At 69.8% G+C, this 15665-nt stretch carries 14 protein-coding genes; 12 read left to right on the top strand and 2 right to left on the bottom strand.

The genetic code is table 11. The annotated features are described in order from the left end of the window. Positions 1-125 precede the first annotated feature (125 nt). The gene (gene bldD / locus ACQP0P_RS16115; protein WP_030910010.1) at positions 126-620 is read right to left on the bottom strand and encodes a transcriptional regulator BldD; all 495 of its coding nucleotides are present in this window, start codon (positions 618-620) and stop codon (positions 126-128) included. Positions 621-1246: 626 nt separating this feature from the next. Further along, the gene (locus tag ACQP0P_RS16120) at positions 1247-2491 is read right to left on the bottom strand and encodes an arginine deiminase (RefSeq protein ID WP_433377074.1); all 1245 of its coding nucleotides are present in this window, start codon (positions 2489-2491) and stop codon (positions 1247-1249) included. Between the two features lie 292 nt (positions 2492-2783). Between ACQP0P_RS16120 and pyrR the strand changes: the two genes are divergently transcribed. The 12 genes from pyrR to coaBC all read left to right on the top strand — a co-directional run bounded on the left by pyrR (position 2784) and on the right by coaBC (position 15616). Then, positions 2784-3353, top strand: a complete 570-nt coding sequence (gene pyrR / locus ACQP0P_RS16125; RefSeq protein WP_350924424.1) for a bifunctional pyr operon transcriptional regulator/uracil phosphoribosyltransferase PyrR — start codon at positions 2784-2786, stop codon at positions 3351-3353. Continuing rightward, positions 3350-4279 (top strand): aspartate carbamoyltransferase catalytic subunit, encoded by a 930-nt coding sequence (locus ACQP0P_RS16130; RefSeq protein ID WP_433377077.1) that lies wholly within the window; start codon positions 3350-3352, stop codon positions 4277-4279. The genes pyrR and ACQP0P_RS16130 overlap by 4 nt, the downstream gene beginning before the upstream one ends. Continuing rightward, a complete protein-coding gene (locus ACQP0P_RS16135; RefSeq protein ID WP_433377080.1) occupies positions 4279-5607 on the top strand; it encodes a dihydroorotase in 1329 nt (442 codons plus the stop codon). Before ACQP0P_RS16130 ends, ACQP0P_RS16135 begins: the two co-directional genes overlap by 1 nt. A 121-nt stretch (positions 5608-5728) precedes the next feature. Continuing rightward, positions 5729-6967 carry a glutamine-hydrolyzing carbamoyl-phosphate synthase small subunit gene (gene carA / locus ACQP0P_RS16140; protein ID WP_433377083.1) on the top strand — a complete coding sequence of 413 codons (1239 nt, stop codon included), beginning with the start codon at positions 5729-5731 and terminating at the stop codon, positions 6965-6967. After that, a complete protein-coding gene (gene carB, locus ACQP0P_RS16145) occupies positions 6960-10256 on the top strand; it encodes a carbamoyl-phosphate synthase large subunit (RefSeq protein ID WP_433377086.1) in 3297 nt (1098 codons plus the stop codon). The genes carA and carB overlap by 8 nt, the downstream gene beginning before the upstream one ends. Positions 10257-10306: 50 nt before the next feature. Then, positions 10307-11158 (top strand): dihydroorotate dehydrogenase electron transfer subunit, encoded by an 852-nt coding sequence (locus tag ACQP0P_RS16150; protein WP_433381911.1) that lies wholly within the window; start codon positions 10307-10309, stop codon positions 11156-11158. Next, a complete protein-coding gene (locus ACQP0P_RS16155) occupies positions 11148-12122 on the top strand; it encodes a dihydroorotate dehydrogenase (RefSeq protein ID WP_030909991.1) in 975 nt (324 codons plus the stop codon). The genes ACQP0P_RS16150 and ACQP0P_RS16155 overlap by 11 nt, the downstream gene beginning before the upstream one ends. After that, positions 12119-12832 carry an orotidine-5'-phosphate decarboxylase gene (gene pyrF / locus ACQP0P_RS16160; RefSeq protein WP_433377090.1) on the top strand — a complete coding sequence of 238 codons (714 nt, stop codon included), beginning with the start codon at positions 12119-12121 and terminating at the stop codon, positions 12830-12832. The genes ACQP0P_RS16155 and pyrF overlap by 4 nt, the downstream gene beginning before the upstream one ends. A gap of 185 nt (positions 12833-13017) precedes the next feature. After that, the gene (mihF, locus tag ACQP0P_RS16165; protein ID WP_030909986.1) at positions 13018-13341 is read left to right on the top strand and encodes an integration host factor, actinobacterial type; all 324 of its coding nucleotides are present in this window, start codon (positions 13018-13020) and stop codon (positions 13339-13341) included. A 193-nt stretch (positions 13342-13534) separates the two neighbouring features. Beyond that, positions 13535-14107: a guanylate kinase gene (gene gmk / locus ACQP0P_RS16170; RefSeq protein ID WP_051752025.1), complete on the top strand. Its 573-nt coding sequence runs from the start codon at positions 13535-13537 to the stop codon at positions 14105-14107. A 12-nt stretch (positions 14108-14119) separates the two neighbouring features. Then, complete coding sequence (rpoZ, locus tag ACQP0P_RS16175; RefSeq protein ID WP_030909981.1) at positions 14120-14383, top strand: DNA-directed RNA polymerase subunit omega; 264 nt, start codon at positions 14120-14122, stop codon at positions 14381-14383. A gap of 9 nt (positions 14384-14392) precedes the next feature. Beyond that, the gene (gene coaBC / locus ACQP0P_RS16180) at positions 14393-15616 is read left to right on the top strand and encodes a bifunctional phosphopantothenoylcysteine decarboxylase/phosphopantothenate--cysteine ligase CoaBC (RefSeq protein WP_433377094.1); all 1224 of its coding nucleotides are present in this window, start codon (positions 14393-14395) and stop codon (positions 15614-15616) included. Positions 15617-15665: the final 49 nt, after the last annotated feature.

Below are 15665 nucleotides of genomic sequence, written 5' to 3' on the forward strand. Positions count from 1 at the left end.
TCGAATGTTTGCCTTTTCCTACCACAGTGGCCGACGGCCGGGGCGGAATGAAGCTAACGTTCTGCTGAGAGCAAGATTTTTTTGGAGCGGGGTGGGCACGCCGGTTCCGGCGCACCCACGACCGGTCAGAAGGACTCGACGGCGCGGCGCGCCTCGGGGTCCAGGACTCCCCAGCCGATGAGCTCCTCGGTGAGTTCGCTGGGGGACTTGTCGTAGATCACGGCAAGGGAGCGGAGGTCCTCCTGGCGGATGGACAGCACTTTGCCGTTGTAGTCGCCGCGCTGGCTCTGGATGGTGGCCGCGTAGCGGGCAAGCGCGCCGGCCTTCTCCTTGGGGAGCTGGGCAAGGCGCTCAAGGTCGATCACAAGTTTCGGTGTCGGGCCCAGAGGGCTGGGAGCAGCCCCTCCGGGCAGCAACTCCGAGACCGGTACCCCGTAGAAATCAGCCAGTTCGGCAAGCTTCTGCACGGTGACGGCACGGTCGCCACGCTCATAGGAGCCCACGACGACCGCCTTCCAGCGCCCGCGGGACTTCTCTTCGACTCCGTGCAGGGACAGGCCCTGCTGGGTGCGAATGGCGCGGAGTCGTGCACCCAGCGACTTGGCGTACTCAGACGGCATGGTGTGGCCCCCCGGCTCTGTATGTACTGCTCTCAACTTGATTGTGCTACCTCGCAACTTATGCCCCGGCCACCGGGTTGGCGCCTGGGGTAGGCGTCTTCGATGACCGGTGCGTCAGGGTTCACCCGATAACGCCACGAGGTGTGGTTACGGACAGTGACGGTAAAGCTGTGGGCGCCCAAGGTCAAGCTGATTGGAAAAAAGATGTCGAATCCGGTCCGATGTGGTCCGCCTCAAACGCGGTAGTTGTCCTACCTCGCATCGCGAAACCTCTAGTTTTTATGGGATTTTCGCCAGATTCTGGCTTCTCCTGGGGGTTCGGGGCAACATCATCTTCGGGTGCGGCGACAAGAGTATGATCTTCGACAAGGTGGTCCGGGAGGAATACCCGATGCGACGGTCCCGTCCGGCCGGACGGTGTGGATCGGCGGTGTGCCCACATGCCGATCGGGGCTCGCCGGTGCCGTCTCCGCGGCGGCCCCCGCCGGTCGTCTCCCGGCAGGAGTGCCGCAGGCGCCGGCTCCGGTCGAGACGCGGGTGGCGGTGGCCGTAGCGGAAGCGGGCGAGCCGGGTTCCTCCCCTCGACCGTGCCTTTCGTGGTGGCGATCGCCCGCCCCCGGGAGGGCTCAGATGCCGTCGCGTTCCAGCGGGCAACTCATGCAGCGCGGGCCGCCCCGGCCCCTGCCGAGCTCGCTGCCCCGGATCGTGATGACCTCGATCCCGTTGCGGCGCAGGTGGTTGTTGGTGGTGGTGTTGCGCTCGTAGGCCACGACCACACCGGGTCGCAGGGCCAGCACGTTGCAGCCGTCGTCCCACTGTTCCCGTTCGGAGGCGTACACGTCCTGTGTCGCGCTGAGGACCTTGATGTCGTCCAGGCCGATCGCCCGCGCGATGGCTCCGTGCATGTCCTCGGGAGGATGGTCGGTGATCTTGAGTTCCTTCTCGTTGTCGCCGGGCTCGACGGTGTAGGAGGGCAGCATGCCCAGCCCCGCGAACTTGGTGAACACCCCGACGTCCACGTTGGTCATGACCGTGTCCAGATGCATGAAGGCCCGCGCCTTCGGCATGTCCAGCGCGACGATCCTCGTCGCGGCGCCCTTCGCGAACAGGCTCCGCGCGAGCATCTCGACAGCCTGCGGCTGGGTGCGCTCGCTGATCCCCACCAGCACCGCGCCCCGGCCGATGACGAGCACGTCGCCGCCCTCGATGGTGGCCGGAGCCGCCGGGATGCCGGGCATCCAGACGTGGTAGCCGCCCTCCTCGGGCCGGTCGTAGCCGGAGGCGAAGGCGGGGTGGTAGCGGTAGATCGCCTCCATGTTGACCGTCTCGCGGCGGCGGGCCTTCTTTCTCATCGCGTTGATCGAGACGCCGCCGTAGATCCAGCAGGAGGTGTCACGGGTGAACAGGTGGTTGGGCAGCGGGGGCAGGACGAAGTCGTCCGGCCTGAGCGTGTGGAAGGCCAGGCTTTTGGGATCGGTGCCCATGTCCACCAGTTCGCGCTTGGTGATGCCGCCGGTGAGATAGCGCTGAAGCATCGTGGAGTCCATCGAGTCCAGCGCGTTGCGGATGGCGTCGACGGCCATCGGGCCGAAGTAGCGCTCGTCGGCGATGCCGTCCAGGATGTGCTTGCGCGCCTGGGGGATCTCGACGGTCTCATGGAGCAGGTCGGAGAGCATGTGGACGGTGACTCCCTGGTCGACCAGGAGTCTCTGCCACTCCTCGTGCTCCTCCACGGCGCGCTGTACCCACAGCACGTCGTCGAAGAGGAAGTCGTCCTTGTTCGACGGCGTGAGCCGTTTCAGGGCGAGTTCGGGCCGATGAAGCAGGACCTGGTGGAGCCGGCCGACCTCGGAGTCGACGTGAAAGGCCATTTCTCTTCCTTCGCGGCTGGTGACGAGAGAGTCGGGAGGGCGGCGCCCCGGACCCCGTGGGCGCGCTCGCCATACCTCGCGTTGGTACGGATCTAAAGCGCATACCCGCCAGAACCATGGGAAGTCAGTGAAGATCACGATATTTATTCACTTTTAGGAAGATCGCTGGGGCGGGTGTCCGGCGTCCGCCGAGGTGAGGCCGGTCAGGGGGAGCCGTCGAGCGGCTGGTAACGTAAGAGCGCTGACTTCCTTTAAGACCCGTCCCGTGAGGCGGGAAAGGTGGTGTTACTCCTTGACCGATGCCATTTCGCATGCGCTGAGCGGTGCGCGCGCCGTTCTTGAGCAGCCCGACATCAACCGGGCTCTGGTCCGCATCTCCCACGAGATTCTTGAACGGACCAAGGGCGGCGAGAACGTCGTCCTGCTGGGCATCCCCACGCGCGGTGTCCACCTGGCCCGCCGCCTGGCCGCCCACATCAAGCAGTTCGAGGGCCGTTCCGTGCCCGTCGGCTCCCTCGACGTCACGATGTACCGAGACGACCTGCGCCTGCGTCCCGCCCGCGCGCTGGGCCGCACCGAACTGCCTGCCGACGGCATCGACGGCAGGACCGTCGTCCTCGTCGACGACGTCCTCTACTCCGGCCGCACGGTCCGTGCCGCGCTCGACGCGCTCAACGACCTGGGCCGCCCGCAGGCCGTGCAACTCGCCACCCTGGTCGACCGGGGCCACCGCGAGCTGCCCATCCGCCCCGACTACGTGGGCAAGAACCTGCCGACCTCCAAGTCCGAGAGCGTCAAGGTCTACCTGGAGGAGAACGACGGCCGCGACGCGGTCCTGCTGCTGAAGGAGGACGGCCGGTGAAGCGGCACCTGATCTCGGCGGCCGATCTGACCCGTGACGACGCCCTGCTCATCCTGGACACCGCGGACGAGCTGGCGAAGATCTCGGAACGTTCCATCAAGAAGCTCCCCACCCTGCGGGGCCGCACCGTGGTGAACCTCTTCTTCGAGGACTCCACCCGGACCAGGATCTCCTTCGAGGCCGCGGCCAAGCGCCTGTCGGCGGACGTCATCAACTTCTCCGCCAAGGGCTCCAGCGTCTCCAAGGGCGAGTCGCTCAAGGACACCGCGCTCACCCTGGAGGCGATGGGCGCCGACGCCGTCGTCATCCGGCACGGCGCCTCGGGCGCCCCGTACCGGCTGGCCGGCTGGGTGCGCGGCAGCGTCGTCAACGCCGGCGACGGCACCCACGAGCACCCCACCCAGGCCCTGCTCGACGCCTTCACCATGCGCCGCCGCCTGGGCTCGCTGGACGGCAGGAAGGTCACCATCGTCGGCGACGTGCTGCACAGCAGGGTGGCCCGCTCCAACGTGCTGCTGCTGGCCACCCTCGGCGCCGAGGTGACCCTGGTCGCCCCGCCGACCCTGTTCCCGGTCAACGTCGGCTCCTGGCCGTGCGAGGTCTCCTACGACCTCGACGCGATGCTGCCCAAGTCCGACGTGGTGATGATGCTGCGCGTGCAGCGCGAGCGGATGAACGCGGCGTTCTTCCCCACCGAGCGGGAGTACAGCCGCCGCTACGGGCTCGACCGCGAGCGCGTCGCCAGGATGCCCGACCAGGCCATCGTGATGCACCCCGGCCCGATGAACCGGGGGATGGAGATCGCGGCCGAGGTGGCCGACTCGCCGCGCTCGACGATCGTCGAGCAGGTCGCCAACGGGGTGACCGCACGCATGGCCGTTCTGTACCTGCTGCTTGGCGGCGCCGACCTCGGGGGAGAGATCTGATGAACGACCGCATCGGGGCCACGCGTGACGGCATCGTCATCAGGGGCGCCAGGATCCTCGGCGGAGAGCCCGTCGACATCCTGATCCGTGACGGTCTCCTGGTGGAGATCGGCAAGGGGCTGAGCGGCGGCGAGGCCGTCGAGACCGTCGAGGCCGAGGGCTTGATCGCCCTGCCCGGCCTGGTGGACCTCCACACCCACCTGCGCGAGCCGGGACGTGAGGACGCGGAGACCGTCACCACGGGCACCCGCGCCGCCGCCCTCGGCGGTTACACCGCCGTGCACGCCATGGCCAACACCGACCCGGTCGCCGACACCGCCGGCGTCGTCGAGCAGGTCTGGCGCCTGGGCCAGGAGGCGGGCTACTGCGACGTGCAGCCCGTCGGAGCCGTCACGGTCGGCCTGGGCGGCGAGCGCCTGGCCGAACTCGGCGCGATGGCCGACTCGGCGGCCCGGGTCCGGGTCTTCTCCGACGACGGCAAGTGCGTCTCCGACGCGGTGCTCATGCGCCGCGCGCTGGAGTACGTCAAGGCCTTTGACGGCGTCGTGGCCCAGCACGCCCAGGAGCCGCGGCTGACCGAGGGCGCGCAGATGAACGAGGGCGCGGTCTCCGGCAGGCTGGGCCTGACCGGATGGCCCGCGGTCGCCGAGGAGGCGATCATCTCCCGCGACTGCCTGCTGGCCGCGCACGTCGGCTCGCGCCTGCACATCTGCCATGTCTCCACCGCGGGCTCGGTGGAGCTCATCCGCTGGGCCAAGTCCAAAGGCTGGGATGTCACCGCCGAGGTGACCCCGCACCACCTGCTGCTGACCGACGACCTCGTCGAGGACTCCCCGGTCGGCTCCTACAACCCGATCTACAAGGTGAACCCGCCGCTGCGCACCCGCGCCGACGTCGAGGCGCTGCGCGCGGCTCTGGCCGACGGCACGATCGACTGCGTGGCCACCGACCACGCCCCGCACCCGGTCGAGGACAAGGAGACCGAGTGGGCCGCCGCCGCCATGGGCATGATCGGCTTGGAGACGGCGCTCGCGGTGGTCCAGGAGGCGATGGTGGAGACGGGGCTGCTCGACTGGGCCGGTGTCGCCGAGCGCATGTCCTGCGCCCCGGCCAGGATCGGCAGGCTTCGGGGGCACGGGCAGCCGATCGAGGTCGGCGCGCCGGCCAACCTCACCCTCTACGACCCGGCGGTGCGAGCCGCGGTCGACCCGGCGGGCTACGCTTCCAAGAGCCGCAACACCCCCTACCAGGGCCTTACCCTGCCCGGCCGCGTCGTGGCGACCTTCCTGCGCGGCAGGCCGACGGTCCTGGAGGGGAAGCTCACGTGAGGACTCCCCGCCTTCCCGCACCGGGACGTGGGGGCGTCCCGCTCGGTGCGGCGACGGCGAATCGATGTGCCAGATATTTCATACTTTGCGGAGCTGGAGCCGAGATGATCGGGGTGTGTGAGTGACCGCAGTGCTAGTGCTGGAAGATGGACGTGTCTTCCACGGGACCCCCTACGGAGCCGAGGGCGAGACCTTCGGCGAGATGGTCTTCAACACGGGGATGACCGGCTACCAGGAGACGCTGACCGATCCGTCCTACCACCGCCAGATCGTCGCGATGACCGCGCCGCACATCGGGAACACCGGGGTCAACGACGAGGATCCGGAGTCCTCGCGGGTGTGGGTGGCCGGTTACGTGGTCCGTGAGCCGGCCCGGGTGGCCTCCAACTGGCGCTCCAACCGTTCCCTGGACGACTACCTCAGGGAGCAGGGCGTCGTCGGCATCGCCATTCCCGGCACCCGCGCGCTGACCCGTCACCTGCGGGAGCGGGGAGCGATGCGGGCCGGGGTCTTCTCCGGCAAGGCTCTGGCGCCGGTCGAGGAGCTGCTGGAGCGGGTGCTGGGCAGCCCCCCGATGGAGGGCGCGGACCTGGCGGGGGAGGTCTCCACCGCCAAGCCGTACGTGGTGCCCGCGATCGGCACGCGGCGGTTCACCGTGGCCGCGGTCGACCTCGGGATCAAGGCGATGACGCCGCACCGGATGGCCGAGCGCGGCTGCGAGGTGCACGTGCTGCCGGCCTCGGCCACCGCGGAGGAGATCCTCGCGCTCGGTCCGGACGGGGTGTTCTTCTCCAACGGCCCCGGCGACCCCGCCACCGCCGACGGACCGGTCAAGGCGCTTCGCGGGGTCCTCGACGCGGGTGTCCCGTTCTTCGGCATCTGCTTCGGAAACCAGCTCTTCGGGCGTGCCCTGGGGCTGGGCACCTACAAGCTGCGTTACGGCCATCGAGGTGTCAACCAGCCGGTACAGCACCGGGGAACCGGCAAGGTGGAGATCTCCGCGCACAACCACGGTTTCGCGGTGCGGGCACCGCTGGAGGGCGTGTTCGACACGCCGTACGGCCCGGCGGAGGTCAGCCACGTCAACCTCAACGACGACTGCGTCGAGGGGCTGCGGCTGCTGGACCGCCCGGCTTTCAGCGTCCAGTACCACCCGGAGGCCGCGGCCGGCCCGCACGACTCCGCAAGCCTGTTCGACGACTTCTGCGCGTTGATGGCGGGGAAGCGGGGAACGGGCAACGGGGAGAGCACTGACACGGGCGCGACCACGGGTACGGAGCGGTCCGGGGGACGAGTCTTCCGCGGAGCCGGCGAGGAGCCGGACGCGACCATGGGTACGGAGGGAAGCAAGGGTGCCTAAGCGCACGGACATCCAGTCGATCATGGTGATCGGCTCAGGACCGATCGTGATCGGCCAGGCATGCGAGTTCGACTACTCGGGTACCCAGGCCTGCCGCGTGCTGCGTGCCGAGGGTTTCCGCGTGATCCTCGTCAACAGCAACCCGGCGACCATCATGACCGACCCCGAGTTCGCCGACGCCACCTACGTCGAGCCCATCACTCCCGAGATCGTCGAGAAGATCATCGCCAAGGAGCGGCCCGACGCGCTGCTGCCCACTCTGGGCGGGCAGACCGCGCTGAACACCGCGATCTCCCTGTACGAGGCCGGCGTCCTGGAGCGCTACGAGGTCGAACTGATCGGCGCCGACGTCGACGCCATCCAGGCGGGCGAGAACCGCGAGCTGTTCAAGGGCATCGTGGCCAAGGTCGCCGAGGAATACGGCCTCAACGCCGAGTCGGCCCGCTCGTTCGTCTGCCACACCATGGACGAGTGCCTGGCCGCCGCGGACCGGCTGGGTTACCCGCTGGTGGTGCGGCCCTCCTTCACCATGGGCGGGGTCGGCTCCGGTTTCGCGCACGACGAGGAGGGGCTGCGCCGCATCGCCGGGGCGGGCCTCGACGCCTCGCCGACCACCGAGGTGCTCCTTGAGGAGTCCATCCTCGGCTGGAAGGAGTACGAGCTGGAGGTCATGCGCGACCGGGCGGACAACGTGGTGATCGTCTGCTCGATCGAGAACATCGATCCGATGGGCGTGCACACCGGTGACAGCGTCACCGTGGCCCCCGCGCTGACCCTGACCGACCGCGAGTACCAGAACATGCGCGACGTGGCCATCGCGGTCATCCGCGAGGTCGGCGTCGACACCGGCGGCTGCAACATCCAGTTCGCCGTCGAGCCGCGCACCGGCCGCATGGTCGTCATCGAGATGAACCCGCGTGTCTCGCGCTCCTCGGCGCTCGCCTCCAAGGCCACCGGCTTCCCGATCGCGAAGATCGCCGCGAAGCTCGCCATCGGCTACACGCTGGACGAGATCCCCAACGACATCACGAGGGAGACCCCGGCGTCGTTCGAGCCCTCGCTGGACTACATCGTGGTCAAGGTGCCCCGGTTCGCGTTCGAGAAGTTCTCCGGGGCCGACGCGACCCTGACCACCCACATGAAGTCGGTCGGTGAGGCCATGGCGATCGGCCGGTCCTTCCCCGAGGCCCTGCAGAAGGCGCTGCGCTCACTGGAGAAGAAGGGCGCCTCCTTCACCTGGGCGGGCGATCCGGGCGACAGGGACGAGCTCCTGGCCGCCTGCCGCATCCCGCACGACGGGCGCCTGTTCACCATGCAGCAGGCCATCCGCGCCGGGGCAGGCGCCGAGGAGCTGTTCGAGGCCACCCGTGTCGATCCGTGGTTCGTCGACCAGCTGATCGCGATCGACGAGATGGCCACCGAGCTGCGCGAGGTGCCGCAACTGACCGCCGAGGTGCTGACCAGGGTCAAGCGGTACGGCTTCAGCGACGCGCAGATCGCCGAGCTGCGCGGCATGACCGAGTCGCGGGTGCGCGACCTGCGCCACGCGCTCGGCGTCCGACCGGTCTACAACACCGTCGACACCTGCGCCGCCGAGTTCGCCGCCCAGACCCCCTACCTGTACTCCACCTACGACGAGGAGAGCGAGGTCCCCTACGGGGAGCGCCCCAAGGTCCTCATCCTCGGTTCGGGGCCCAACAGGATCGGCCAGGGCATCGAGTTCGACTACGCGTGCGTGCACGCCTCCTTCGAGCTGTCGGCGGCCGGCTACGAGACCGTCATGGTCAACTGCAACCCCGAGACGGTCTCCACCGACTACGACACCTCCGACCGCCTCTACTTCGAGCCGCTCACCCTGGAGGACGTCCTGGAGGTCGTCCACGCAGAGCAGCAGACCGGCCCCGTCGCGGGCGTCATCGTCCAGCTCGGCGGCCAAACCCCGCTCGGCCTGGCCCAGGCGCTCAAGGACGCCGGTGTCCCGATCGTCGGCACCTCGCCCGAGTCGATCCACCTCGCCGAGGAGCGCGGCGCGTTCGGCCGGGTCCTCGCCGAGGCGGGCCTGCCCGCCCCCAAGCACGGCGTGGCGGTGACCTCCGACGAGGCGCTGGCCATCGCCGCGGAGATCGGCTACCCGGTGCTGGTGCGCCCCTCCTACGTGCTGGGCGGCGCGGGCATGGCCATCGTCTACGACGACGAGACGCTGATCGCCTACATGGCCAAGGCGGGCGCGGCCAGCGACCACCCGGTGCTGGTGGACAAGTTCCTCGACGAGGCCGTGGAGATCGACGTCGACGCGCTCTTCGACGGCGAGGAGCTCTACCTCGGCGGCGTGATGGAGCACATCGAGGAGGCCGGCATCCACTCCGGCGACTCGGCGTGCTCGCTGCCGCCGATGACGCTGGGAAGCTACGACATCAAGCGCATCCGCACCGCCACCGAGGCCATCGCCAGAGGCGTGGGCGTGCGCGGCCTGCTCAACGTGCAGTACGCCATGTCGGCCAACATCCTGTACGTGCTGGAGGCCAACCCCCGCGCCAGCCGTACCGTACCGTTCGTCTCCAAGGCCACGGCGGTGCCGCTGGCCAAGGCGGCGGCCCGGGTGATGATGGGCGCCACGGTGGCCGAACTGCGCGCCGAGGGCCTGCTGCCGGAGAGCGGCGACGGCGGCACCATGCCGCTGGACGCGCCCATCGCGGTCAAGGAGGCCGTGCTGCCCTTCAACCGGTTCCGCGGCGTGGACATCGTGCTCAGCCCGGAGATGCGCTCCACCGGCGAGGTCATGGGCATCGACGAGTTCTTCGGCACCGCCTATGCCAAGTCGCAGGCCGCCGCCTACGGCTCGCTGCCCACCAAGGGGCGGGCGTTCGTCTCGGTCGCCAACCGCGACAAACGCGCCATGATCTTCCCGGTCAAGGCCCTCGCCGACCTCGGCTTCGAGATCCTCGCCACCGAGGGCACCGCCGAAGTCCTGCGCCGCAACGGTGTCCGTGCCAAGATCGTGCGCAAGCACAGCGAGGGAGCCGGTCCCGCGGGTGAGCAGACCATCGTCCGGCGCATCCTGGACGGGGAGGTGGATCTCATCGTCAACACCCCCTTCGGTAGCCCCGGCCAGTCGGGACCCCGCCTGGACGGCTACGAGATCCGCACCGCCGCCGTGCTGCGCGCCATCCCCTGCATCACCACGGTTCAGGGCCTGGCCGCGGCGGTGCAGGGCATCCAGGCGATCGTCCGCGGCGACATCGGCGTACGGTCCCTCCAGGAGCACGCGAAGCGGTTGCGGAGCGGTTGAGGAGTGAGGCCGGCGCCCCAGCGGAGGTGAGGAAGACGCCTGTTACTCCGGTGCAGGTGACGGGCACGGTGCTGACGACGCGCCGCGTCGACGCCTACCATGCGCTCACCGTGGTGGCGCCCGGCATCGCCGAGCGCTTCCGTCCCGGCCACTTCGTCGGGGTGGCCGTGGGCGGGGCGCAGACGTCGATGCTGACGCGCCGTGCCTTCTTCGTCCACGACGTCAAGCCCGACTACGGCGGTACCGTCGAGTTCGTCTTCTCGGTGAGCGGGCCGGGCACGGCCTGGCTGGCCGACCGGCGCGCCCGCGACACCCTCGACCTGGTGGGCCCGCTCGGCCGCCCGTTCCCGCTGCCCAGAGACCCGGTGACCTGCGTCCTGGTTGGCGCCGAGCACGGTTCGGCGACGCTGTTCACCGTGGCCGACGCCCTCCAGCGGCGTGGTTGCCGCGTCGACTTCGTGCTCGGCGCGGCCTCGGCCGACCGGGTGTTCGGCGCCCTGCGCGCCAGGAGGATGGGGGAGACGACCACGCTGACCACCGAGGACGGCTCCCTGGGCATGCGCGGCCGGGTGACCGACGTGCTGCCCGGCGTGATCGCCGACGTACGGGCCGACGCGGTCTACGCCTGCGGTCCGATGCCGACGCTGCACGGCGTCACCACGGTGGCCGTCGAGTTCGACATCCCCGTCCAGGTGGCGGTCGAGGAGCGGATGGCGTGCGGGATCGGCGTGTGCATGACGTGCGTGCTGCCGGTCATCGGGGACGACGGGGTGACCCGGATGGTGCGCTCGTGCGTCGAAGGACCGGTCTTCAGGGGTGAGCGCGTCCGCTTCGACGACGTCGGGACGATCCCGTTCGACGCGCTGGGAGCGCCCGGTGGAGGAATACGGAATGCCGGTTGACATGCGGACGTACCTGGGGCACGTGGAACTGGTCAACCCCGTCACCACGGCCGCCGGGTGCGCGGCGTCCGGCTCCGAACTCGCCCAGTTCTTCGACCTCGCCCGGATCGGCGCGCTGACCACCCGGTCGATCACGATGGCCCCCAGGGCGGGCCGCCCGACCCCCAGGATGGCCGAGACGCCCTCGGGCATGCTCAACGCTGTCGGGCTCCAGGGGCCGGGTGTGGACGCCTTCCTGGAGCGTGAGCTGCCCTGGCTGGCCCAGCGGGGCGTGCGGACCGTGGTGTCCATCGGCGGCGGCACCGTGGCCGAGTACACCGCGCTGGCCCGCAGGCTCACCGACGCGCCCGGCGTCACCGCCGTGGAGGTCAACCTGTCGTGCCCCAACATCGAGGACCGGGGCCGGGTCTTCGCCCGCGACGGCGCGGCCTCCGCCGAGGTGATCGCCTCGGTGCGCTCGGTGATGCGCTACGACGTGCCCGTGGTGGCCAAGCTCTCCCCGGACGTCATGGACATCGTGAGCGTGGCCCGCGCGTGCGTGGACGGCGGCGCCGACGCCCTGTCTATGATCAACAATCCGCTCGGCATGAGCATCGACACCGAGGCCATGCGGCCCGTGCTCGCGGCGGTCACCGGCGGCCTGTCGGGCCCCGCGGTCAGGCCACTGGCCGTACGCTGCGTATGGCAGGTCCACGCGGCCCTGCCCAGCGTGCCCATCATCGGCATGGGCGGCGTGCTGACCGGCAGGGACGCCTTCGAGTTCATTCTCGCCGGAGCCTGCGTCGTCGCCGTGGGGACCGCACTGTTCCACGACCCCTACGCCTGCCTGCGCATCCTCCGCGAGCTTGAGGAGATCCTGGCGGCCCGGGGGTTCCACCGGCTGGCCGACGCGGTCGGGCTGGCACACCGCCCGCCGGGGGCGTCCACCCGGCACCGGATAGACCTTGAGGAGAGTTCCCTGTGACGCCCGCACCCATCGCCGTCGCCCTGGACGCGCCAGACCTCGAGACCGCGGCTCACTGGGCCAGCCTGGTCACTCCACACGTCACCACGGTCAAGGTCGGGCTGGAACTCTACCTCCGCTACGGCCCCGACGTGATCGCCTCGGTCCGGGGGGCGAGCGGGGTGCGGGTCTTTCTCGATCTTAAACTCCACGACATCCCCAACACCGTCGCGGGCGCCGCCAGGGCCGTGGCCAGGCTCAAGCCCGCCATCCTGACGGTCCATGCCACCGGCGGCCCCGCGATGATCCGGGCGGCGGTGGAGGCCGTGCCCAACACCCAGATCGCGGCGGTGACGTTGCTCACCTCGCTCTCGGAGGCCGATCTGGAGCAGATGGGCGTCAGGGGCCCGTCCGAGGACGCCGTGCGCCGCCTGTCGGCCATGGCCGTCGCCGCGGGCGCCCAGGCCCTCGTCTGCTCGCCGCGCGAGGTGGCCGCGGTGCGTGCCGAGGTCGGGCCCGACATCACGCTCATCACCCCCGGCGTCCGCCCCGCCGGTGCCGAGAGTCAGGATCAGGCAAGAGTAGCGACTCCCGAGCAGGCTTTCGCCGACGGGGCGGACCTTCTCGTGATCGGCCGCCCGATCACCGGCTCCGCCGACCCCGGCGCGACGGCCGCGGGCATCGCCGCGGCCCTCCGGCGCACCTCCGCGGCCGCCGGACACGGCGCATGACACAACCCCGGAAAACTCGGCGTTGAGCGTAGTTTTGTCCACACAGAGCGATGTCGTGAGCACGGAAAGTCACGAAGTAGATTTTCTAGGGGGATAAAGTGGTCTTGACGTTGCTTGAAGCGCCATGACCAGCTAGTTTCCCTTCCCGTCCGAGTACATCGACAGGAAATTCGAGGTGACCCGGCGTGGCTCTTCCTCCCCTAACCCCTGAGCAGCGCGCCGCAGCCCTAGAGAAGGCTGCCAAGGCCCGCCGAGAGCGTGCCGAGGTGAAGAACCGCCTGAAGCACGGTGCGGTCTCTCTGGCTGAGGTGCTCAAAGACGGGCAGGCCGACGACGTCATCGGCAAGATGAAGGTTTCGGCCCTTCTTGAGTCGCTCCCCGGCGTGGGCAAGGTTCGCGCCAAGCAGCTCATGGAGCGGCTTGGCATCGCCGAGTCCCGCCGCGTGCGGGGCCTGGGTACGAACCAGCGGGCTTCGCTCGAGCGTGAGTTCGGCGGGGCCGAGAGCTAATCTCGGTTCATACGACCACGTTCACCCCATATGGGGACAGCATCACGGGGGGTTTGGAGTGACCGGAACGTCGCGGTCCGGCGAGAGTCGGGCTCCGGAGGCAACCGCCGAGGGCGGAGCCGGTCGCTCCACATCCTCGGCCGGAGGTCCGAAGGGGGCGCGAGCCCTCGCCGGACTCCCGGCCGGTAGGCGTCTGACGGTCCTGTCCGGGCCGTCCGGCGTCGGCAAGTCCACGGTCGTCGCCGAGCTTCGGCGGGCACACCCGGAGGTGTGGCTGTCGGTCTCGGTGACCACCAGGAAACCCCGTCCCGGGGAGACCCACGGGGTCGAGTACTTCTTCGCCGACGACGAGGAGTTCGACCGCCTCGCCGCCTCCGGCGAGCTGCTCGAGTGGGCCGAGTTCGCCGGGAACCGGTACGGAACGCCGCGCGGCCCGGTGCTTGAGAAACTCGCCGCCGGGGTGCCCACGCTGCTGGAGATCGACCTCCAGGGCGCCAGGCAGGTCCGGGCGACCATGCCCGAGGCACTGCTGGTCTTCCTGGCCCCCCCGACCTGGGAGGAGCTGGAGAAGCGCCTGCGCGGCAGAGGTACCGAGCCCGAGGACGTCATCGCCCGCCGCCTGGCGGCCGGCCGGATCGAGATGGCGGCCGAGCGGGAGTTCGACCTGACGCTCGTCAACACGTCAGTCCAGGATGTATGCCATCGGCTGATAGCCTTGTTGGCTGATGCTCCCGAGGGTTCACGCCTCGGACGTTCACCTAGCTAGGGGAAATCACACGTGGCAACCAGCGCCGCCTACTCCGAAGGCATCACCAACCCGTCGATCGACGCCCTGCTCGACATCGTCGACAGCAAGTACAGTCTCGTGATCTTCGGCTCCAAGCGGGCGCGTCAGATCAACGCCTACTACTCCCAGCTCGGCGAGGGCCTGCTCGAGTACGTCGGCCCGCTCGTCGAGACCCACGCGCAGGAGAAGCCGCTCTCCATCGCGCTGCGCGAGGTCAGCGAGGGCCTGCTCACCTCCGAGCCGATCGAGGGCTGACCCACCTCGATGCCGACCTCCGTGGTTCCCCGCAGGCCGAGGGTCGTCCTCGGTGTGAGCGCGGGCATCGCCGCCTACAAGGCGTGTGAGCTGCTGCGCCTGTTCACCGAGTCCGGCCACGAGGTGCGCGTGGTCCCGACCAGGGAGGCGCTCCGCTTCGTCGGTGAGCCGACCTGGGCCGCGCTGTCCGGCAACCCGGTCACGACCGACGTCTGGGAGTCGGTGCACGAGGTGCCGCACGTCCGCATCGGGCAGGACGCCGACCTGGTGGTCGTCGCGCCGGCCACCGCCGACGTGCTCGCCAAGGCCGCCCACGGGCTGGCGGGCGACCTGCTGACCAACACCCTGCTCACCGCGCGCTGCCCGGTGGTGTTCGCCCCCGCGATGCACACCGAGATGTGGGAGCACCCCGCGACCCGCGCGAACGTGGCCACGCTCCGCGAGCGCGGCTCGATCGTCGTCGATCCCGCGGTGGGCCGCCTGACCGGGGCCGACACCGGCCCCGGCCGTCTGCCGGACCCGAAGGAGATCTTCGAGGTCTGCCGCGGCGTCCTCTCCGGGCGCCCCGCGGACCTGGCGGGCCGTCGCCTGGTGATCTCCGCGGGCGGCACCCGCGAGGCCATCGACCCGGTCCGTTTCATCGGCAACCGTTCCTCGGGGCTGCAGGGTTACGCCCTGGCCCGCACGGCCGTCGCCCGAGGGGCGGAGGTCACCCTGGTGGCGGCCAACGTCGCCCTGCCCGACCCCGCGGGGGTCAAGGTGGTCCGGGTCACCTCGGCCCTGGAGTTGCGCGACGCCGTGCTGGAGGCGGTGGAGGGTGCCGACGCCGTGGTCATGGCCGCCGCCGTCGCCGACTTCCGGCCCTCGGCGCGGAGCGGGTCGAAGATCAAGAAGACCGCCAATGAGCCTGACGCCATTCATCTGGTGAAAAATCCGGACATTCTTGCGGAGCTGGGGGAACGGCGCCGTGCGGGGCTCAAGCCGTACCCTCGGGTGATCGCGGGATTCGCGGCCGAGACCGACGACGTCCTCGCCAACGGGCGGGCCAAACTCACCCGCAAGGGCTGTGATCTGCTCGTCGTCAACCAGGTCGGCGACAACCTCGCCTTCGGCACCCCCGACAACGCGGCGGTGGTCCTCCTCGCGGACGGGGAGCAGGTCGACATCCCGCGCGGTCCCAAGGAGGCCCTTGCCGACGTGGTCTGGGACCTCGTCGCCGCGCGCCTGGCCTGACCACTTGCCGTAGCCCGACTCCCGGCGGATACTGCCTCCCAGAGCCCTG

The sequence above is a fragment of the Streptosporangium sp. CA-115845 genome, from assembly GCF_050943795.1.
Classification (GTDB): domain Bacteria; phylum Actinomycetota; class Actinomycetes; order Streptosporangiales; family Streptosporangiaceae; genus Streptosporangium.